Raw genomic sequence first — 22,762 nt, 5'->3', positions numbered from 1 at the left:
AATTTTTTCATCAGTTAGGTGCCTTTTTAGGTTCAGGATCTTTGACCGCTTCTGCTTCAAATACCAAGGCATTACTCTTATTATTGAGTGTCTGCAAAACAGGTTGCAATTCACGTAATACCTGATCCAACCGCTGCATATTATCCATCAATTGACTATAAGCGGGTGAGCCTGGCTGAATGCCCCGCATACTGCGATTCAACTCATGTAATGTATTTTGTATATCTTTAGGTAGCCCCTGTGCTTCTTTACTCGCAAGAATACGGTTTAACTCATCCATTGTTTTCTGGGCTGTTTTAATGGTTTTCCGGCTCTCTTCCAGTGTCTGCGTTGCCTGAACAAAAACCGGTTCTATCGGCATGCCATTGATCTTATCCAATGCCATGATGACTTTCTGTTGAATTTGCGCCAAACCACCACTTACCGTAGGCAGGGTTTTATAACCTGCGATTTCATATGGGCCTTCCCAGGGTTTCTCATTAGCGAAAAAGTCCAGATCAATAAACAACGCACCTGTCAATAAATTGCCTGACTTCAACGTGGCTCTTAAGCCTCGTGCAATCGTTTCTTTTAATTCTTTGTCTGTGTTAAGTCCATTACCTAACTCTTTGACAAATCGACCAGGCTCAACATGAATCAGGACAGGGATACGGAAGTCATTGTCGATACGCTGCTTAATGCCTTCGATAGAAAAAGGAACTTTTGCGACCGTTCCTACCCGAATACCCCGGAATTCGACCGGCGCTCCCGGCTGCAAACCACGCACAGAATCAGAGAAAAATAATAAAAAATCGGTATGTTCTGTATAAAGTGCGTTTTGGATATTTTTCTCACTATCATAAAGTGTGAAAATTTCCTTTTCTTTAACGGGATTACCCAGCTCCCAGCCTTTCGGCACGTCAAAACTCACACCAGCACCAAACAGAGTTGATAATGAAGCCACTTCAACCCGTATGCCTTGTGATGACATGTCAAACGTGACACCGCTGTCTTTCCAGAATCTGACATTGGTGGTCAGCAAAGCGTCATAAGGGGCTTTAACAAAAATTTGATAACGAACCAATCGGGAGGTGGGATCGAAAGTGCCGGCCTCAACGGAACCTACGCGATACCCCCGAAATAACACCGGATCGCCAGGCGTTAATCGCCCTGCTTTGTCGCTGGTCAGAATAAGGCGAATCCCTTTTGCGTCAGGGGAAGCAAGCGGTGGGGCTTCAAGCAATGAAAAGCGGTTTTCTTCCCCGTCTTCTGTGCCGGGCTGTAATTCGATAAAAACCCCGGACAGTAAGGTACTCAGGCCAGAAACACCCTCACGGCCAATCTGGGGTTTCACTACCCAGAAAGCCGTATCTTTATGCAGTAAGCGCTCCATACCATCATTGAGGCGGGCTTTAATGATAACTTGCCCCAGGTTTTCGCTCAAAGACACGCTTTCAACGACGCCAACGTCAACACTGCGGCTTTTAATCTTCGTTTTACCTGCCTCAATACCTTCCGCATTGGACGTTATCAGTGTGACTTCTGGCCCCTGATGACTGAAATGATAAAACAGTATCCAAGCCCCAATAAGCACCGTGATAATGGGTACGATCCATACAGGTGACCAACTCTTAAGTTTACGAATTCTGGCCTGAGTCAGATCTTCTTCTTTATCCGTCACCTTACGACTCCTCATTTTTATGTCGCTCAAATTTTCGATTGGCTTTGTCCCAAGTTAACCGCGGATCGAACATGGTTGATGCAAACATCGTCAAAATAACCACCAGTGCAAACAGTACGGCTCCCAAGGCAGGATAGATACTCATCAGTTGCCCCATGCGAACCAGTGCGGATAGCACGGCAATAACGAATACATCAATCATTGACCAACGCCCAACAAATTCCACCATTTCATAAATGAAGTTCATCTTTTCGGAATCATGGTTCGTTTGGCTGGTTGCATCCCAGCATAACCAACTAATTGCCAGCATTTTCAAAATCGGCACCATGATACTGGCAATAAAAATGACCATAGCAACCGGATAAGAGCCTGAACTCCAAAGTAAAATAATCCCTTCCAGAATGGTGGAATTAATTTGTTGCCCCAAAGCCTGAGTAACCATAATCGGCAAAACATTCGCCGGAATATAAAGTATGGCTGATGTTATTAGCAGAGCCATTGTGTACTGAAGGCTATTGCGACGGCGAGCATTCCCCCTTGTGTGGCAACGAGGGCAGCGAGATTGTTGGGCAGGCAAGATTGCGGTACAGCACTGGCACAGCCTGACTCCTTGCACCAGGCCAGGTTTTCCCGCCTGCAAGGGTTGGCAAACTGTAGGCGCCGGTGCGATTTCATTCCAAAACCAATGTCTGTCGAGACACTGAAATGCCCTGACCTGAAACAGGCAGAACAGGCAGTAAGGGAAAAAACTCAGGCCGATGCTGATTTCGCCATGCGCCATCAGTTTAACAAAGCTCACCAGCACGCCCGCGAGGAAGATTTCTGCCATACACCACGTTTTCATCTGAAACAAAATACGCGCCAGCTCTATTTTCAAGCGGCGCGCCATTTTGACGTTCTGACATAAGAGGATGATGGCAATCATACAAAATGTCGGTACAAGCTGGACAAAGATCAGGAAAAACACCGCCATGCTGGAATAGTCTTCACTGAACATCACCTTGGGGATCTGAGTTAACGTTATTTCACTCACCATCCCCGCTACACTCATACTGACAAAAGGAAACAGGCAAGCGAGAAAGAGCATGATGAGTGCACTTAACGCATAGCCTGTTGGTTGATTACGCGGTTCTTTCCACTTTGCTGTCAGTAACGCGTGACACCGTGGGCAAACCGCCTTTTTCCCTTGTTCCAAATCAGGCACAGCCACCAGCATGTCGCATTGGGGACAAAGAACCAGCTTGTCATGCTGGTGATTGTTGGAACACAAAGTGTTTCTCCTTTAGCAAAGCTCACCAGTTTCTTTTGTGCGGCAGCGATCATCCATTTTTCATTGTTTCCAATTCCTGCCAGCGATCAAAAGCCATTTCCAATGCTTGTTCTTTATTTGCCAATTCATTCAGAACATGTTGCGTAATTTCATGTGATTGGTTGAAGAATTCCGGGTCACTGACCTGAGATTGCAGTTGATTTATCTCTGCTTCTAATTTCTCCAACAATAATGGTAGTTGTTCTAATTCACGCCGTAAATGGTAACTTATCTTATTGTTTGTCCGTTTAGGCGATTCTTTCGGTTTTACTGCCTTATTCTCAATATTGGCCTTCTTCTCCGGGGCTTGACGCAGGGAAACAGTTTGCGCCCGTTGCTGTTGCGCATCGTAATATCCCCCGACATAAGGGTTTATTTCGCCGTTACCTTCAAAAATCCAGCATTCCGTGACGGAATTATCCACAAATTGACGGTCATGGCTCACCAGAATCACCGTTCCGGTATAACCGTCAACCAATTCTTCAAGTAATTCTAATGTTTCAACATCAAGGTCATTAGTCGGTTCATCCAGAATAAGCAAGTTGCTGGGTTTCAAGAATAGACGCGCCAGCAACAGGCGATTGCGTTCACCACCGGACAGTGCCCGCACCGGGGTCATTGCGCGTTTGGGATGGAAAAGGAAATCTTGTAAATAACCCAGTACATGGCGGGCACGTCCATTAACCATCACTTCCTGTTTACCTTCGGCGAGGTTATCCATGACAGTTTTATCCGGGTCCAGTGCGGCACGATGCTGATCAAAATAAGCTACTTCAAGTTTTGTACCACAATGAATGCGCCCACTGTCTGCTGACAAATCGCCCAACATTAACTTCAATAATGTCGTTTTACCGCAGCCATTTGGCCCCACCAACGCAATTTTGTCACCGCGTTGAATTTGAGCCGAGAAATTTTTGACCAATGTTTTATCGCCAATCTGGTAATTGACATTTTCCATTTCAAAGACAATCTTACCGGAACGGGTCGCTTCCTCGACCTGCATTTTCGCGGTTCCCATCACATTGCGGCGTTCAGAGCGTTCTACACGGAGTGCTTTCAATGCCCTGACCCGGCCTTCATTTCGGGTACGGCGTGCTTTAATGCCCTGACGGATCCAAACTTCTTCCTGCGCCAGTTTTTTGTCAAACTCAGCATTTTGCAGCTCTTCAACCCGCAGAGCCTCTTCTTTTCCTTCCAGATACTTATCGTAATTTCCCGGCCATGAAGTCAGCTTTCCGCGATCCAGATCAACAATCCGCGTCGCCATAGTGCGAATGAATGAGCGGTCATGGGAAATAAACACCAGACTGCCATTAAAGTCTTTCAGGAAATTCTCCAGCCATTCGATGGTATCAATATCAAGATGGTTGGTCGGTTCATCAAGAAACAGCACTTTTGGCGCGCAAACCAGCGCCCTGCCCAATGCGGCCTTACGTAACCAGCCTCCCGACAATGAAGAGAGTTTCGCTTCGGCCGGCAAGGAGAGCTGTTTCAACACATCGCTAATCCGGCTATCCAGTGACCAGAGGCCGCGGATATCCAGCACTTCCTGCAACTCGGCCAAACGGTTGAGGTTCTTCTCACTGGGATCGGTTTCGACCAGATGCGAAGCATGGTGGAACGCTTTAAGGTATTCAGCCTGCTCTTTTACCCCTTCAGCAACAAAATCAAACACCGTGCCTTCTACGTCACGGGGAGGATCTTGCTGTAAGCGCGCAACAATCAGATCTTGTTCATAAATCACCTGACCGTCATCCAATGGCTGCTCTTTTGCCAGCACGCGCAACAAGGTGGATTTCCCCGCACCATTTCGCCCAACCAAACACACTCTTTCGTTTTCTTCGATGTGCAGTTCAGCATTATCCAACAACGGCGCGTCACTGAATGATAACCAAGCACCCGATAAATTGATTAATGACATAATGTTATTTTTCCTCGCCAGCGTGACGCAGCAGCCAACAGTTATGGATCTGACGGTTACGGGCAAAATCTTGAGACAACGTTTTTTCTGTTATTTCATTGGCAACCAGCCCTAACTGATTCAATTCCGCAAAATCCATTTTAAAACCGCGCTTATTATTGGAGAACATCAGGGTTCCACCCGGACGTAACAAGCGTTTGAGTTGTTTCAATAATGTGATGTGATCACGCTGAACATCAAACGTGTTTTCCATGCGCTTAGAGTTAGAGAAGGTCGGGGGATCAATAAAGATGAGATCAAATTGTTCACGGGACTCCGCTAACCACCCCAGGCAATCAGCCTGAATCAAACGGTGCTGGCGTCCGGTTAAGCCATTTGCCTGTAAGTTCTTCTCTGCCCATTCAAGATAAGTACGGGACATATCTACCGTGGTTGTCGAACGCGCACCGCCTAATCCTGCGTGAACGGTCGCCGAACCGGTATAGGCAAACAAGTTAAGGAAATCCTTGCCGCGGCTCATTTCGCCCAAGGTTTTGCGGGCAATGCGGTGATCAAGGAATAATCCGGTATCCAAATAATCGGTCGGGTTAACCCAGAATTTCGCATCATATTCGTTAACCAAAAAGAATTCTTGCTTCTCGGCCACTTTTTCATACTGACTTTTGCCTTTCTGGCGTTGGCGGGTTTTCAAAATCAGTTGGCTGGATGATAAGCCAAGCACATTCATGGTGGCACTGATCACATCAAACAGGCGTTGGCGCGCTTTGTTGGCATCCACGGATTTCGGCGGGGCATATTCCTGTACAACGATTTTATCGGCATAGCGATCAACAGCAACGTTATATTCGGGTAAATCCGCATCATATAAACGATAGCAATCAATGCCTTGCTGTTTGGCCCACTTGCTGAGTTTTTTCTCATTCTTACGCAGACGGTTAGCATAATCCTCAGCGATACCGGTATCCAATGACTGCGGTTTATCCGCTCCCTGCTCACGCTTCTGGATAGAATAATTTTTCTGGATACAATCCAGCGGGCCATTTTTCGCCTTAAATTCACGCTCTGCGCGTAATTGCAAACAACTCAATAATTCAGGTGAAGCACTGAACAATGACAAACGCCAGCCAGAGAAACGCGCTTTCACCACTCGGCCAAATACGCTGTGCAGCGCAATCAACGCGGGTTCACTTTCAAGACGTTCACCATAAGGCGGGTTACTTAATACGATCCCCTCCGCTTCCGGCAGAGGATTTTCCAGTTTGCTGGCATCTCCCTGCTGGAACTGGATCAATTGGGCTACCCCTGCCCTGCGCGCATTTGAACGTGCCATATCCATGACACGACGATCAATATCCATGCCAAAAAAGCGGGAAGTGGTTTCCTGTAACCCCTTACGGAAACGCACCTGTGCTTCTGTCGTCACTTCACGCCAGATTGTTTCATTGAATTTCAACCACGAAGTGAATCCCCAATGTTTGCGATGCAAGCCGGGCGCGCAATCGGCTGCCAGCATGGCCGCTTCTATCAGCAACGTCCCTGAACCACACATGGGATCAACCATTGGCGTTCCGACCTGCCAACCAGAACGCAAAATAATCGCTGCCGCCAGGTTCTCTTTCAGTGGGGCTTGTCCGGCCAGATCACGATAGCCACGGATATGCAGACTATCGCCGCTCAAATCGAGTGACACGGTGGCATTTTCTTTATGCAGGAAGACGTGGACACGGACATCAGGTTGTTGTTTGGCCACATCTGGACGTTGCTTTATTTTGCGCATAAAACTGTCGACAATGGCATCCTTGACTTTCAATGCGCCATATTGGGTATTCCTGATCTCCTCATTAGTGCCGCTGAAATGCACCGAGAACGTGCTATCCACTGAGAAAATTTCACTCCAGTCAATGGACTGGACACCAAGATACAGATCCAAGTCACTATAAACTTTAAATTGGTTAAGCGGCATCATGATGCGGGATGCCAGCCGGCTCCACAGCAGGCTCTTATACATCACCCGATCATCGCCCTGAAAATGAACCCCACCCTGGGCAATCTTACAGGACTGCGCTCCCAGCATTTCTAGTTCGTTTTTTAACAGTTCTTCCAGCCCACGTGCGGTGCTGGCAAACAGAGAGTTCATCTTATTAATCATCACAAAAAATTCACCACTAAAAAAATTGCTGCACATTATAGCCAATACCTTCGACATATCCTAAAGTTGCTGACACGATCAATGATGAAAACATGTTGGCAAAGATGAAAACATGTCGGCAAAGATAAAAATATTTTGGAGATAATGGATGTTAACTCTGTCGCGCCTCTATACCTATCCCGTCAAGTCCATGCGTGGATTACAACTCTCTCATTCCCTTGTCAATGAAAGTGGCCTGATGTTTGACCGCAATTTTATGATCACCACAACAGACGGTACTTTTATGACTGCCCGCCAATATCCACAGATGCTGCTATTTACGCCAACCATGCTGCATAACGGCCTGTATTTGCAGGCACCCAACGGAGAAAGCGCAACGGTACTTTACGATGATTTTCAGGAGGAACGTTTCCCCACCGAAGTTTGGGGCAATCATTTTACCGCTTTAGTCGCCCCTGAGAGGGTGAATAGTTGGCTTAGTGGTTTTTTTAATATCCCTGTACAATTACGCTGGCTCAGCGAAGAGTTGACACGGCGGGTCAAAAAATTTCCCGATGTCTCTTTATCATTCGCAGATGGTTTCCCCTATTTAATTATCAATGAAGCCTCTTTTCATGCCTTGCAACAACGTTGTCCTGCCGGCATTAAAATAGAGCAGTTCCGTGCCAATATTATTGTCACAGGTGCCGCACCGTTTGCAGAGGATAGCTGGCAGGTCATCCAAATCGGCGATATTGTTTTCGATCTGCCAAAACCATGCAGCCGCTGTATTTTGACTACCGTCAGCCCGGAAAAAGGGCGTAAAAATCCGCAAGGTGAACCACTGGCGACACTACAGTCTTTTAGAACCGCCAAAGAAGATGGTGCGGTTGATTTTGGCCAGAATGCCATTGCCCGTAACAGTGGTATTATCCGTGTAGGCGATCCGGTTACCATTTTAGAAAAGAGAACACCACGCGCATATGGCGGCGGTGAGCAAGCGGCTGATTTGACGATTAAGGAAGTTGCCCAACAGACTGTTTCTATTGAATTCAACGGGCAGCGTTTTATTGGCAATAATCAGCAAACTATTTTAGAACAACTCGAAGATCAAGGCATTCGCGTGCCCTATTCATGCCGTGCCGGAATTTGTGGTGCCTGTAAAGTGTCTCTGATTAAAGGAGAGGTATTGCCCTTAAAATCAACGTCTATCAAGAATGATGGAAAAATTCTGGTATGTAGCTGTATACCTCAGAATGATTTAGTCATTGAATTAGGCTAAACATTAATAATATAAGACGACAGCATTTTCGATTAAATCAGGCAGTAATAAGTCAGCCATCTGTCTGATTTTTATATTTCTACATCTATCTTATTAATTTTAATTGGTGAATTTGCATCACAAATGCAATTGATAATGTTAATAGGAGTAATAAAGTTAATAAAATGCTGAATACAGCGTCTAGTGGCCCTATATTGCCCTATCATATATCGATGACTGAGTTGGCTCAATATAAGGCATAATGCGGTCATTCATGACCTTAATGGGATCACAAAAATTCATCACTCGATCATTCAATGCTAATGTTTGCTGTGCCAATAGACATAAACTGGCATTGTCACCCACTTCTACTGCCATAAACAGTGCTTCAATACCATTATCCTGTAATTGAAGCTGAACAATTTCACCGTGTTCTGGTTTTGCTATCAAAGAAAAATGGGAAAAATACCAGCTCTTAGGCATTTGTGGTTTCATGAAACGTAACGCCACCACTCCATTTAAAGCTAATTCAGCTCTCAATGCAGGGGCGATATTGACACGACGTGAATGTTCTTCAAAAGTATAAAAAAGTGCGGCATCATCGACTGAAAATGCCATTTCTTTCATTGTCATGGCATAGTTAGTCAACATTTTGGCCGGGAAACGAGAACGAAAAACCATGCCATTAGCAAGATCGAGCATGACACGGCTATGCTCAGGATCAAAATACCAGCGCCACTGATCATCAGGTCTAATTTTCATTGATTACCCTTTTATGCTCAAAATAGCTTTTTTGGTTAAAAATAAACATTATCACCGAAATAAGAAGTTAAAAAATAAATGATTAAATTTAATCTATAAGACAAAATATAGACGAGTTGAGGGCAGAAATAAACCCCTGCCCCCAAATTGCAACAAATATTCAGATATGATTAATGATATCTTTGATGAGTTTTGGCCCTTTATAGATAAAACCAGAATATATCTGAATTAATGAAGCGCCTGCTTCCATTTTTTCTCTGGCGGCAACCAGTGAATCAATTCCACCGACACCAATAATCGGTATTTCACCTTTTAATTCTTGGGAAAGGCGACGGATAATCTCTGTGCTGCGCAATTGCACAGGGCGTCCACTCAATCCTCCTGCCTGCTGGCAGTGATGCAAACCTTCCACAATCTTTCTATCCAATGTGGTATTTGTTGCGATGACCCCATCAATATGATGACGCATTAAACTATCAGCAATTTTTATTAATTCTTCTTCTGACAGATCGGGCGAGATTTTTACAGCAACCGGAACATATTTTTGGAACTTTTGCTCAAGTTCGCTTTGCTTATTTTTAATCGCAGATAAGAGATCATCCAGTGCATCACCATACTGTAATGTCCTCAAACCCGGTGTATTAGGAGAAGAAATATTGATAGCAATATAACCTGCATGCGGATAAATTTTATCCATGCAAATTAAATAATCCTCTTTGCCATTTTCGACCGGCGTATCTTTATTTTTCCCAATATTGATCCCGATAATCCCGTCATATTTCGCGCGCTTAACATTCTCTACGAGATTATCCACCCCAAGGTTATTAAACCCCATCCGGTTGATGATCCCTTCCGCTTCAACCACCCGGAATAATCTTGGCTTATCATTTCCGGCTTGTGGGCGCGGCGTCACCGTGCCAATTTCAACAAATCCAAAGCCCATCGCGCCAAACGCATCAATACAATCACCGTTTTTATCAAGACCCGCAGCTAAACCAAGGGGATTTTTGAAAGACAAACCCATGCAGGTAACGGGCTTAGTGGCAACTGACTGGCGGATAAGGAATTCGAAAGGCGTACCGGCGACACGTTTAAGCTGGCGGAAAGTCAGCTCATGTGCCTGTTCAGGATCAAGCTGGAACAATGCCTTCCGTACTAGAGAATAATACATTTAAATTGACCTATTGCTTTTATAATGGCTGTGTTGTCGTAACAGGAAGAGAGCGTTAATTTACCATTATCTGTGTAAACAAAAAAGCACTCTTGACGGTCGGCGGCCTGATATCCTCCGGCGATAACCGGAGGATAGGTTATAGATTAACTTTCAAGTGCCTTGGTAATCTTTTCGAACAGATCACCCGACAGGTTCTCTAATTTTTTCAACTGTTCCAGTGCCGCACGCATCAAAACCTGACGTTTCTCATCGTAACGTTTCAGACGAAGCAAGGGATCAATCAAATGTGATGCGACTTGCGGATTGCGGCTATTCAGATCGGTCAGCACTTCCACCAAGAATTGATAACCGCTACCGTCTTCCGCATAGAAAGCCACCGCATTATTGCTAAAGAACGTTCTCAGTAGTGAATAAACGCGGTTTGGATTGCTCAGGCTGAAAGAACGGTGCTGCATCAAGTCACGGACTTTATCCAGTGCATCAAAGGCTGGATTGGTGGCTTGCAGCCTGAACCATTTATCCATGACCAGACCATCCTGATGCCAGCGCTGATCAAATTCATCCATTAATTGATAACTGCAAGGCAATTCAGCAAATACCGCCGCAGACAAAGCAGCGATACAGTCAGTCATGTTATCCGCCTGATAATATTGTGCTGCCACTAATTTATCCGCCAACGCTTTGTCGCCAATAAAGGCTAAATAGTAAAGGCAGGTATTACGCAAATCGCGTTTCGCAATATCTTTATGTTCTACACGGTATGCACCGGTCTGGAGGCTGTGATAAACCGCCGCAAATTCATCTGCCATTTCATTGGCCAGTGCTTTGGTCATTGCCTGGATGACATCATGAATCGCTTTAGGATCGACGACGGTAAACAGTTCTGCCATTTCATTTTCAGACGGAAGCGTCAGAATCAATGCCGCCAATGCCGGATCGATATCTTTATCCAGCAGTACCGCACGGAAAGCATCAATGACGTGCATTGGCAATTCCAGTGGCAGGAATTTTTGGTTACGGACAACATTTAATTGCACGTAATTGGTCAGTAATGTCTGCGCCGCATCCCAACGGGAGAATTCATTACGCGCATGTTTCATTAAGAATGAAAGCTGTTCATCACGGTAGGGATAATCCAATTTCACGGGTGCAGAAAATTCACGCAGCAAAGAAGGCACAGGTTGTGATGGAACATCATCAAATACAAATGTTTGTTCTGCATTAATCACATTCAGAACATGATGCACAGGCTGACCATGACGGCGCAGAGGGATAACCCTGCCTTGCTCATCGTAAAGCTCAACGTCCAGAGGAATGTGCAGTGGCTGTTTCTCTTTCTGATCTGCCGTTGGCGGTGTCATTTGGCTAACATGCAGAATATATTGCTGTTTGTCTGCATCGTATTCGTCACAGACAGTCAGCACCGGTGTGCCAGATTGGCTATACCAGCGGCGGAAGAGAGTCAAATCGACGTTTGAAGCATCTTCCATCGCCTGAACAAAATCATCACAGGTTGCAGCACTGCCATCATGACGGTGGATATAAAGCTGCATACCCGCCTGAAATTGTTCTTCACCCAATAAGGTATGGATCATCCGAATCACTTCCGCGCCTTTTTCATAGACGGTCAACGTATAGAAGTTATTCATTTCCATCACCTGATCGGGACGGATTGGATGGGCCATCGGGCTGGCATCTTCAGCGAACTGTGCCGCACGCATCACCCGCACGTTATTAATGCGGTTAACCGAACGGGAACCTAAATCAGAACTGAATTCCTGATCACGGAAGACGGTCAGCCCTTCTTTCAGGCTTAACTGGAACCAGTCACGGCAGGTAATGCGGTTTCCTGTCCAGTTATGGAAATATTCATGGCCGATCACCGCTTCAATGGCAAGATAGTCTTTGTCAGTTGCGGTTTCTGTTTTTGCCAGAACGTATTTGGAATTGAAAACGTTCAGCCCCTTGTTCTCCATCGCCCCCATATTGAAGAAATCAACCGCGACGATCATATAGATATCAAGGTCATACTCCAAACCAAAGCGGGTTTCATCCCATTTCATCGAGTTTTTCAACGATGTCATGGCCCAGTCAGCACGATCCAGATTGCCCCGATCAACAAACAGTTCCAGTGCCACCTCACGACCACTGCGGGTCACGAATGTGTCACGCAGGACATCAAAATCCCCCGCCACCAAGGCAAACAAATACGCCGGTTTGGGGAATGGGTCCTGCCATTTCACCCAATGGCGGCCATCTTCCAGCACGCCTTGCTCGATACGGTTACCATTGGAAAGCAGGAAGGGATATTTGGATTTATCCGCGGTTATGCGAGTGGTAAAACACGCCAGAACATCCGGACGATCCAAATAATACGTGATGTGGCGGAACCCTTCTGCCTCACATTGGGTACACAAGGCATCGCCAGACACATACAGCCCTTCGAGTGCGGTATTGGCTGCCGGGTTAATTTCATTCACAATTTTCAGGGTAAACTGGGCTGGAAGTTGTTCAATCTGTAACTTTCCCTCCTGTTCTTGATAATGTTCCCACGCTTTATCATCGATATAGAGACTTTTTAACGTGAGATTTTCTCCATCCAGAACCAGTGGGGTAATGTCATTAACCTGACGTTTTACCTGACTGATTGCGGTCACCGTTGTTTTCTCAGCATTCAGCTCAAAATCGAGGTCAATGTGAGTTATTGTGTAATCTGGTGCTTTATAATCCAGACGGTGTTTAACGAGTCGCTGTTGTGTCATAGGGAACCTTTTCCATTATTTTTAACAGGCGTGCTTTAACGGGTGTGTTTTAACAGATTTAATTGATAACATCTGTATAACCTTATCCACAAGACGCCTAGCTTATTGCGTTTCCATAGAAACATTCAAATCGCTGACGCTGTCACAGAGAAACCCTTCTTTCAATCACTAAGTCTCTCTTTTTAGATGTTAATAACTTATGAAATAAAGGTATAAATGATGTAGTCAGCATATTAGTACTTTCGTGCGAATTGTCATCTCATATCTTATTTAACATGATATTATCTATAAATGGATTAACCTTAATCTTTAAGTTTGGGAAAATATATGCAGTTATAGGCTTTAATAACCCAATAATCACGCTATACTCTCCCGACTTTATCGATTTAGCTGACACGAATACGCTCCGCGAGGATGCCTGACGCGCCATGACTTTAGACGCTACCCCAATTATCAAATCACTGCTTGATACAGATGCTTATAAGTTTCATATGCAGCAAGCAGTGTACCACCATTACAGCACGATTCCTGTTGTTGCCGAATTTCGTTGTCGTGGTGATGAGCTGCTTGGAGAATACGCCGAAGCATTACGTCATCAAATTGACATGATGGCAGACTTAACATTGACAGAACGCGAAGTCGGTTATCTTTCTCGCCTCCCGTTCTTTAAAGAGGATTACCTGAACTGGTGCAAAACATTCCGCTTTAATCCTAAACAAGTCGAAATTTCTGTTACCCATGAAGGGCAATTAGCTATCCGTATTGCGGGTTTATGGCACGAAGTTATCTTGTGGGAAGTGCCTCTGCTTGCCCTGATCAGCGAATTGGTTCATCGTCATCGTTCACCTGAAATAACACCAGAAGACGCCGTTATCCAGCTAAGGAAACTGATTGAACTGTTTTATAAAGACGCGGCGGAAGCAAATATCGATCTGTCCGGTTTTAAGTTGATGGACTTTGGGACTCGCCGTCGTTTTTCACACGGAGTACAATATGCCATTATCAATGAGCTGAAAAATAACTTTCCTTATCTGATTGGCACCAGTAATTATCAACTGGCGAAACAGCTCGATCTTCCCCCCCTCGGTACACAAGCCCATGAATGGTTTCAGGCTCACCAGCAGATTAGCCCGGAACTCGCCAATAGTCAGCGGGCTGCACTGAAAACCTGGCTAAATGAGTATCCAAACCAGTTGGGCATTGCCCTGACTGACTGCATCACGATGGATGCTTTCCTGCGGGATTTTGACAAACCATTAGCAACAGCTTACCAAGGTCTGCGCCATGATTCGGGTGATCCGATTGAGTGGGGTGAAAAGGCCATCGCACACTACCAATCACTGGGTATCGATCCCATGACGAAAACATTGATATTTTCTGACAGCTTGGATCTGCAAAAAGCACTGGCGCTGTATCGCCATTTTCATAAGAGAATTAATGTTATTTTCGGTATTGGTACACGGCTGACCTGCAATATTCCGGGCATAAAACCGCTGAATATTGTTATCAAGCTCGTTGAATGCAACGGCAGACCCGTAGCAAAACTTTCGGACAGTCCCGGAAAAACGATTTGTGAAGATGATGAGTTTGTCGATAGGTTACGCCGGGCGTTTGACCTTCCTTATATAGAGAAGGCCGTCTAGAGCAAGCAATATAGAAAAACGGTATAATCTGGCTAATTATTCTCTTGCGTAACCCGTCTTGTGCTGGTTACGCAAATAAAAAAGCCACTTTTCCCTCTGTTTCCGCCTTAACACCCGCAATTTCCTCTTGTTTCCTGAGAGATGACAAGTAAGATAGAGGATCTGCTCCCTAATCAAGGGAGTATTGAGTCAATCTATCAAGTTATTAATCCACTATATAAAAAGAGAGAAATTTATGAGCGTAGCGCCTGTAGTCGATGTGCTGCAAGGTCGTGTTCCGGTTGGCAACGAAGTCACCGTTCGCGGTTGGGTACGTACAAGGAGAGATTCTAAAGCTGGTATCTCATTCCTCGCCGTCTATGACGGTTCCTGCTTTAATCCATTACAGGCCGTCGTTAATAATAATTTACCTAATTATCAGGATGAAGTATTACATTTAACCACGGGCTGTTCTGTTGAAGTCACGGGTACGGTGGTGGAATCGCAAGGTAAAGGCCAATCGTTTGAATTGCAGGCGACTCACGTTGTTGTCGTTGGCATGGTTGATGATCCTGATACTTACCCGATGGCGGCCAAACGCCACAGCATTGAATACCTGCGTGAAGTCGCCCATCTTCGCCCGCGTACCAATTTGATCGGCGCAGTGGCTCGTGTTCGTCATACACTGGCCCAAGCACTGCACCGTTTCTTCCATGAAAAAGGCTTCTTCTGGGTCTCTTCCCCGCTGATCACCGCATCAGATACAGAAGGCGCCGGCGAAATGTTCCGCGTTTCCACGTTGGATCTGCAAAACCTGCCACGCACAGACAAAGGCGAAGTGGATTTCAGCCAAGATTTCTTTGGCCGTGAAGCCTTCCTGACGGTATCCGGCCAGTTAAACGGTGAAGCCTATGCTTGCGCATTAAGCAAAGTTTACACCTTCGGCCCTACTTTCCGGGCAGAAAACTCCAATACCAGCCGTCACTTGGCCGAGTTTTGGATGGTTGAACCGGAAGTCGCTTTTGCCGACCTGAATGATATCGCCAAGCTCTCCGAAGAGATGCTGAAATATGTTTTCAAGGCGGCATTGGAAGAGCGCGCTGATGATCTGGCTTTCTTTGCAGAACGTGTTGATAGTGAAGTGATCACCCGTCTGGAGAAATTTGTTGATTCCGATTTCGTTCAATTGGATTACACCGATGCCATCGAAATTCTGCAAAATTGCGGCCAGCAATTTGAAAACCCGGTGTTCTGGGGTGTGGATTTGGCATCAGAGCATGAACGTTATCTGGCAGAGAAACATTTCAACGCGCCGGTGATCATGAAAAACTATCCAAAAGACATTAAAGCCTTCTATATGCGCATGAACGAAGATGGCAAAACCGTTGCGGCGATGGATGTGCTGGCACCGGGCATCGGTGAAATCATCGGGGGTTCTCAGCGTGAAGAGCGTCTGGATAGGTTGGATCAGCGTATGGAAGAAATGGGTCTGAATAAAGAAGATTACTGGTGGTATCGTGACCTGCGTCGTTACGGCACCGTTCCTCATGCCGGTTTCGGTTTGGGCTTCGAACGTTTGGTCGCTTATGTGACTGGCGTATCCAACGTTCGTGACGTTATCCCCTTCCCACGGACACCAAGAAACGCAAGTTTCTAATGAATCGGCTTAATAAATAAGCTAAAAATCAATCCCGCAAAAAGCCGACGAAAGTTGGCTTTTTTTATTCTATGGCGAAAAGCACATAAAAAAAGTTCCCTGATATTTACATTTTGAAACACCTATTTTCATTTTGTTACTGATTTTGCGCTTTTGTAGCATTTTGAAGGTAGATAAAATTCATTACCAATGGAACACTGGTCGCCGACTAATAAGACACTCAATACCCATAAATAGTTCCAAAATTTTTTAGTGTTCTATTTTTGGCAGTGGCAGGTGTCTGAATAACACCAATGAGGGTAATAATAATGAAGCGCAATATTCTTGCAGTGGTCATCCCAGCTCTGCTGGTTGCTGGTACAGCAAACGCAGCTGAAATCTTTAACAAAGACGGCAATAAACTGGATCTGTACGGTAAAGTCGACGTTCGTCACCAAATCGCAGACGGCAGAAGCGGTGAAGATGGCGACGCTTCTTACGCTCGTATCGGCATCAAAGGTGAAACTCAGATCAATGACCAACTGACTGGTTTTGGTCGTTGGGAATACAACCTGAAAGCTCATACTGAAGAAGGTAAACAAGACACTGCTACTCGTTTGGCTTTCGCGGGTCTGAAATTTGCTAACTACGGTACATTGGATTACGGCCGCAACTACGGCGTAAACTATGACATCACCGCATGGACTGACGTACTGCCAATCTTCGGCGGCGACTCCATGTCTAAAACTGATAACTACATGACTGGCCGTGCAACTGGCCTGTTGACTTACCGTAACACAGACTTCTTTGGTCTGGTTGATGGCCTGACCGTTGCCCTGCAATACCAAGGCCAAAACAGCGAGCGCACCAAAAATAAGCGTAGCGGAGCAACTGCGAACGGTGACGGTTACGGCTTGTCTACTACCTATAACGTAGGTTACGGTATCACCTTAGGTGCTTCTTACGCTAACTCTACCCGCGCAAACGGTGATTGGGTTAAGGGTTCCGCTCACGGTAAACGTGCTGAAGCATGGAACTTTGGTGCTAAATACGATGCCAACAACGTATACCTGGCCGCAATGTACGGTGAAACCCGTAACATGACTAAAGGAAACGGTGCAGCTACTAAAGACTACACCTTAAATGGCATCGCAAACAAAACTCAGAACTTTGAAGCTGTTGCACAATATCTGTTCTCTGACTTGGGTCTGAAACCATCTCTGGCTTATGTTCAGTCCAAAGGTAAAGAACTGGGTGAAGGCGAAAAACGCCACAGTGTAGATCTGGTTAAATACGTTTCTGTAGGTACTTACTACTACTTTAACAAAAACCTGTCTACTTACGTTGATTACAAAATCAACCTGCTGGACAAACACGAAGGTGGCGATGCAGGTGCTCGCAACGTATTCGGTGTTGGTCTGACTTATCAGTTCTAATCACTGCTGATAAACGGTTTAACAAAACGTTAACCCCATTTATTGCAGAAAAAGCAGCGCTTCGGCGCTGCTTTTTGCGTTTTATTTCTTTGTTTTTTCAGATTCTTTTTTTCACTTCGTAAACGACTTCACAAGATTTTATTCTTTTTGCTACAAGTGGTTGGCAAATGGATTCCTTAAGGTTACCCTGAGCGCGTATCACTTATTTTTGGGCTTAACTCTCCAAGTCTTGGAATCAAAAAAATGTTTGAAAAAATCACAGCAGCGCCTGCCGACCCTATTCTTGGTTTAGCGGATAGCTTTAAAGCCGATCCCCGTGAAAATAAAATTAACTTGGGTATTGGCGTTTACAAAGATGAAACCGGCAAAACGCCAGTCCTGACCACCGTTAAAAAAGCAGAGAAATTCCTGCTGGAAAACGAAACCACCAAGAATTATCTGGCCATTAGTGGATTACCTGAATTTGGCCGTGTCACTCAGGAACTGCTCTTCGGCAAAACCAATTCTATCGTCACTGATCAACGCGCCCGTACGGTACAAAGCCCAGGCGGAACCGGCGCACTGCGCATTGCCGCTGACTTTATTGCTAAACAGACCAATGCAAAACGTGTCTGGATCAGCAATCCAACATGGCCAAACCATAAAGGTGTTTTCTCCAGCGCAGGTTTAGAGATCCGCGAATACCACTATTACGATGCAGAGAATCATGCCCTGGATTTCGATAGCATGCTGGCAAGCCTGTCTGAAGCCCAAGCCGGCGATGTTGTTTTGCTGCACGGTTGCTGCCATAACCCAACCGGTATCGATCCAACCACTGAACAGTGGCAGAAACTGGCGGATCTGTCTGCTGCCAATGGCTGGTTGCCGGTGTTCGACTTTGCTTACCAAGGTTTTGCCAAGGGGCTGGATGAAGATGCAGAAGGTCTGCGTATTTTCACCAGAAACCACAATGAACTGATCGTTGCCAGCTCTTATTCCAAGAACTTTGGCCTGTATAATGAGCGTGTTGGTGCTTGTACCATCGTTGCAACGGACAGCGATACCGCAGAAAAAGCGTTCAGCCAAGCAAAATCCATTGTGCGTACTAACTACTCCAACCCACCAGCACACGGCGCTTCTGTTGTGACAACCATTCTGTCCAATGATGAGCTGAAAGCAGAGTGGATTCAGGAATTGGCAACCATGCGTGAGCGCATTCAGCGTATGCGCCAACTGTTTGTCAACACCCTGCAAGAAAAAGGGGCAAAGCAAGACTTTAGCTTTATTATTGCGCAAAATGGCATGTTCTCATTCAGCGGCTTGACTAAAGAACAAGTTGATCGCCTGCGTGAAGAGTATGGTGTTTATGCGGTTAGCTCTGGCCGCATCAACGTCGCGGGGCTGACACTGGAAAATATGGTTCCTCTGTGTGAAGCTATCGTTGCGGTGCTGTAAGCTGACTCGTTGAACTCTTTGCCTAAAAGCCGCTGACAAAGCGGCTTTTATCCTTCTTGCTCGAATTTTTATTCAACAAAAACGTGTTCAATCAATCCTGCAAGAATGGATTAGTTTTCCGTTCATGCCCCAATGTCGACATTGGCCCATGACCGGGAATAAATTGATACTCATCACCTAACGGCAGCACTTTTTCCTTGATAGATTGGATCAGTTCATCATAATTTCCGCCGGGGAAATCCGTGCGACCAATACTGCCCTTAAACAGCACATCTCCCATTGAGATTAATTTATCAGCATGGTTAGCAAAGACAATATGCCCTGGGGTATGCCCCGGACAATGCAAAACAGACAGTTCAATATTGCCAATTTGCAATCTATCACCTTCATCTAACCAACGCTCTGGCGTAAAAGAAGGGCAGGGTTCAACCCCGAACATTTGGCATTGAATTTCCAAGTTTTCGATCCAAAAAGCATCCCCCTGATGTGGTCCGTAAACAGGCACACCAAAATGTTTTGCAACGTCAACCGTCGCGCCAACATGATCATAGTGACCATGGGTCAGCAAAATTTGGGTGAGTTTCAATCCACGGCTTTCTATCTCGGCAATAAGTTGTTCAGCATTACCGCCGGGATCAACAATTGCCGCTTCCTGAGTATCTTCACACCAAATCAAAGTACAATTTTGCCTCGCCATCGTGACGGGGATAATGTGGTATTTCATTCTCTCGCTTCACTCCACAATCAAGACTCGTAATAGGTAATAAGATTACCACGTCCTGACCGGGCCTGTATCAATATGAATAAAATTACTCTTTGGATAAAAACCCACTCCCCCTGCCCGCATTTTTAATGCAGCCTTACGAACATGGGCGAGTTGAACACCCTCAATATGGAAATCCATTGCTTTTCCACGGGTATGGTAACTCTGTTTTGCTACCCCTCCACTCGCCTGACGCAACCTATTATTCGTCGTCAAAGAACGATAACCCGAAATTAATTGAACAGGTTTATCTATGCCCATCATCATTTGCAATAAATAAATTTGGTCAAATAATTTCGGGTCAATGGCTTTGATTTGATTTTGACGAAAATCGCGAAATAAATGATTCAGACGAGCTAATTCTGATTTATTATATCGGTGACCGTCAAAGAATTCCGCTTTGAGCGTTTCTCCGGTATGTAAATTATCAAAACGTAAAATTCTGGGACGTGGCGTTGTTAATGCAGCCAAAGCAGATTGAGGTAATAAACTTAATCCCAATGCAGCCACACTTATGCCGAGCCACTTTCGGCGATCGTGGTCAATAATATTCATGGATAATATGCCCTGCTATTCTCTGATGTATTAATATTGTCTAAATTCATTAATAATTTAGCTTAACCGAATAATAAGACATCAGCAAATAAGAATTAGTTTCAGTTATTTTTGTATGTTACTGTAAATTCACCCTGCCATTAGTGTGATCAAGATAACATAATTCAAATCACATTAAATATAGATTAAATTTTAACGAGGCTGTTTCATTAAAAAATAGGTTTTATCTGATCGCAAATTCATCTCAATAAGAAAATAGCTTATCAAAAACGGTGAGATATAATCGTCGAACTCCAAGATAATAAAATAGTGATACACGAAATTGATGAGAATGCCTTACCCCTCCCACCGCGAAGGGTAAGGCAGTGAACTATAATTTTTGAGAAGTCATAAGTAGCGAAAGAAATTATAAATCATTTCTGGCTACCACGAGCTTAGAAAAAAGCGCTGAATGCTGCCTGGCATTAATATCATAATCATAAATATCATCGCGATATTGTGGCTTTCCTCCCTCATCAACCCAAGCGGTTTGGTAATAGAGGAATACAGGAATTTTTTTGGGAATATTGACATACTTTGTTGACCATGTTTTCAATGAACCAGTCACTTTGGTTTTATCCCAACCCGCGCCTCCCAACAGCATATTCGCTAATTCAGGCGCTTTATTGACACGGACACAACCAGAACTAACCGCCCTCATTTCCCGGCTGAAAGAAGCCTGATTGGGAGTATCATGCAAGTAAATGGCTTCTGAATTTGGCATATTGAATTTAAAACGTCCCAATGAATTCGTTGGGCCTGGTGCCTGCCTTATCCGATAGGGGAAACTACTTGGTGTTGTCACACCCCAGTTTATTGAAGAAGGATCAATAACTTTAGCATTATTACTCCAACCGGAAAAAACGGTATAACCCCGCGTGTGAAAATAACTGGGATCACGCATTGCCCTTGGTGCAATATCTTTGCGCGTCATACTGGTGGGTACGTTCCACGGCGGATTAATCACGACATTATTCAATTCACTACTCATGATGGGTGTTTTTCGGCTGGGACGCCCAACGACAACTTTGGAATTTAATACTTCTTTGCCATCTAAATAATAAAAAAGTGAATAGTCAGGAATATTGACTAAAATACCGGTCGGGATATCTCCGGGAATAATCCGTAATCGTTGAATATTCAGTGCCATAATACGGGCGCGAATTTGTGGTGTGGTATTTAACCATGCTTTCGTGGATTTACCGATAACCCCATCGGCTAACAACCCATGCAGGGCTTGAAAACGCTTTACGGCCGCTGTCAATTCTTTGCCATAACCCTTATTATCAGCTTTAACCGCTGATGGCTCCAACACACCGGAACGAACCAATATTTGCCTTAATGCAACCACCGATTCATGATTTTGTCCGGGTCTTAGCGTGCCTTTAAACGAAAATTCCACCCAAGGATTTTTATCCGCCAATTGAGCCAACATTTCCTTACGCATATTTTTATAACCAAAATGATTCGGTGATAAACGGGTAATGTAAGAAAGAACATTATTATTATTGATATACTGTTTCCATGTATCGATTAAATGGGAGGGAGGTAACTCGATTTTATAGGGAGATTTACTGTATAACCACGAGCTACCTTTTTTATCAACATGATTAATAAAGTGCAGATAACCTAACATCGCATCAGATAAAATAACATCACGCGCCATCTCGCTTAATTCAGGAGAATGCAGTTGTATTAACCATTTTTCAAATTGAGGTTGAAAACCCGCCAATGATATCTCAAGCAGTTGATCTTCAAATTCTTTAATAGCTTGTTTATCTGACCATAACAATCTCATTTTATTGTCAGAATATAAAGTTACCAGACGTTCAAAGAATATCGGTTTTACTTGTTGTGGCAACCAAGTTTGTAACTTTTTTCGATTGTCATCAATAGAACTGACTGGAGGAATAGGAATAGTCTTATCAGATGAAATAACCGGATTTTCTTTTTTTTGTTCCACTGGCCATGGTTGCATACCACCTGATGCCAGTTCGTTTTGTTGATTTGCAAAGGCTCCCTGTGATACCACCCATGCGCTACAGATAAAAGAAACTTTCAGCAACCTGACCGTGTTCTTTGCCATAATAGCTCACCTCACCTTATTATGTATGCAGCTAATCCAATGACTTATTATAAGTATCCACCGACCTATTTTATCAGAAAAGAATACTAGTAATTATATACCTAATTACCACTTAAGATAGCGAGCCTGCCCTGTCAGATTTTATCTCGCCAAGCAAAATAAATGCCAAGGAGAATAAAATATCCCCCTAATAATTTTAATTACACTGACTTAA

Annotated in this window: 15 protein-coding genes; 5 read left to right on the top strand and 10 right to left on the bottom strand. The window is 44.7% G+C overall.

Annotation, left to right across the window (positions count from 1 at the left end; translation table 11 throughout):
• Positions 1–10 precede the first annotated feature (10 nt).
• The 4 genes from pqiB to rlmKL form a co-directional block, all read right to left on the bottom strand.
• The gene (pqiB, locus tag XDD1_RS07405; protein ID WP_045970020.1) at positions 11–1,660 is read right to left on the bottom strand and encodes an intermembrane transport protein PqiB; all 1,650 of its coding nucleotides are present in this window, start codon (positions 1,658–1,660) and stop codon (positions 11–13) included.
• Position 1,661: 1 nt separating this feature from the next.
• The gene (gene pqiA, locus XDD1_RS07400) at positions 1,662–2,876 is read right to left on the bottom strand and encodes a membrane integrity-associated transporter subunit PqiA (protein WP_231854500.1); all 1,215 of its coding nucleotides are present in this window, start codon (positions 2,874–2,876) and stop codon (positions 1,662–1,664) included.
• 103 nt (positions 2,877–2,979) lie between these two features.
• On the bottom strand, positions 2,980–4,890 hold the full coding sequence (locus tag XDD1_RS07395; protein WP_045970016.1) for an ABC transporter ATP-binding protein: 1,911 nt from the start codon (positions 4,888–4,890) through the stop codon (positions 2,980–2,982).
• Between the two features lie 4 nt (positions 4,891–4,894).
• Positions 4,895–7,027 (bottom strand): bifunctional 23S rRNA (guanine(2069)-N(7))-methyltransferase RlmK/23S rRNA (guanine(2445)-N(2))-methyltransferase RlmL, encoded by a 2,133-nt coding sequence (gene rlmKL, locus XDD1_RS07390; RefSeq protein ID WP_045973382.1) that lies wholly within the window; start codon positions 7,025–7,027, stop codon positions 4,895–4,897.
• Positions 7,028–7,187: 160 nt separating this feature from the next.
• Here rlmKL and XDD1_RS07385 point away from each other — a divergent pair, with 160 nt between their 5' ends.
• Positions 7,188–8,300, top strand: coding sequence for a YcbX family protein (locus XDD1_RS07385; RefSeq protein WP_045970014.1), 1,113 nt, complete (start codon positions 7,188–7,190; stop codon positions 8,298–8,300).
• Positions 8,301–8,489: 189 nt separating this feature from the next.
• On the opposite strand, the gene XDD1_RS07380 is transcribed toward XDD1_RS07385, so the two are convergent.
• From XDD1_RS07380 to pepN, 3 genes are all read right to left on the bottom strand, one after another.
• Entirely contained in the window at positions 8,490–9,041 is a 552-nt protein-coding gene (locus XDD1_RS07380; protein WP_045970012.1) for a cell division protein ZapC, read from the bottom strand.
• Between the two features lie 160 nt (positions 9,042–9,201).
• Positions 9,202–10,212, bottom strand: coding sequence for a quinone-dependent dihydroorotate dehydrogenase (gene pyrD, locus XDD1_RS07375; RefSeq protein ID WP_045970010.1), 1,011 nt, complete (start codon positions 10,210–10,212; stop codon positions 9,202–9,204).
• A 146-nt stretch (positions 10,213–10,358) separates the two neighbouring features.
• Complete coding sequence (gene pepN / locus XDD1_RS07370) at positions 10,359–12,977, bottom strand: aminopeptidase N (RefSeq protein WP_045970008.1); 2,619 nt, start codon at positions 12,975–12,977, stop codon at positions 10,359–10,361.
• A gap of 428 nt (positions 12,978–13,405) precedes the next feature.
• Here pepN and pncB point away from each other — a divergent pair, with 428 nt between their 5' ends.
• The 4 genes from pncB (at position 13,406) to XDD1_RS07350 (ending at position 19,105) form a co-directional block, all read left to right on the top strand.
• On the top strand, positions 13,406–14,620 hold the full coding sequence (gene pncB / locus XDD1_RS07365; protein ID WP_045970006.1) for a nicotinate phosphoribosyltransferase: 1,215 nt from the start codon (positions 13,406–13,408) through the stop codon (positions 14,618–14,620).
• Between the two features lie 235 nt (positions 14,621–14,855).
• Positions 14,856–16,256, top strand: a complete 1,401-nt coding sequence (gene asnS / locus XDD1_RS07360) for an asparagine--tRNA ligase (protein WP_045970004.1) — start codon at positions 14,856–14,858, stop codon at positions 16,254–16,256.
• A gap of 308 nt (positions 16,257–16,564) precedes the next feature.
• Complete coding sequence (locus XDD1_RS07355; protein ID WP_148885872.1) at positions 16,565–17,671, top strand: porin; 1,107 nt, start codon at positions 16,565–16,567, stop codon at positions 17,669–17,671.
• Between the two features lie 243 nt (positions 17,672–17,914).
• Complete coding sequence (locus tag XDD1_RS07350) at positions 17,915–19,105, top strand: amino acid aminotransferase (protein ID WP_045970002.1); 1,191 nt, start codon at positions 17,915–17,917, stop codon at positions 19,103–19,105.
• A 91-nt stretch (positions 19,106–19,196) separates the two neighbouring features.
• Here XDD1_RS07350 and XDD1_RS07345 read toward each other — a convergent pair whose 3' ends face one another.
• The 3 genes from XDD1_RS07345 to ldtD all read right to left on the bottom strand — a co-directional run bounded on the left by XDD1_RS07345 (position 19,197) and on the right by ldtD (position 22,548).
• Entirely contained in the window at positions 19,197–19,829 is a 633-nt protein-coding gene (locus XDD1_RS07345; RefSeq protein ID WP_045970000.1) for an MBL fold metallo-hydrolase, read from the bottom strand.
• Positions 19,830–19,874: 45 nt separating this feature from the next.
• The gene (locus tag XDD1_RS07340) at positions 19,875–20,423 is read right to left on the bottom strand and encodes a YcbK family protein (protein WP_045969998.1); all 549 of its coding nucleotides are present in this window, start codon (positions 20,421–20,423) and stop codon (positions 19,875–19,877) included.
• Between the two features lie 406 nt (positions 20,424–20,829).
• Entirely contained in the window at positions 20,830–22,548 is a 1,719-nt protein-coding gene (gene ldtD / locus XDD1_RS07335; protein ID WP_045969996.1) for a L,D-transpeptidase, read from the bottom strand.
• Between the last annotated feature and the right edge of the window lie 214 nt (positions 22,549–22,762).

The organism is Xenorhabdus doucetiae, from assembly GCF_000968195.1.
Taxonomy (GTDB): Bacteria; Pseudomonadota; Gammaproteobacteria; order Enterobacterales; family Enterobacteriaceae; genus Xenorhabdus; species Xenorhabdus doucetiae.
Note: the sequence above shows the minus strand (reverse complement) of the source record. Positions and strands in the feature narration are given on the sequence as shown.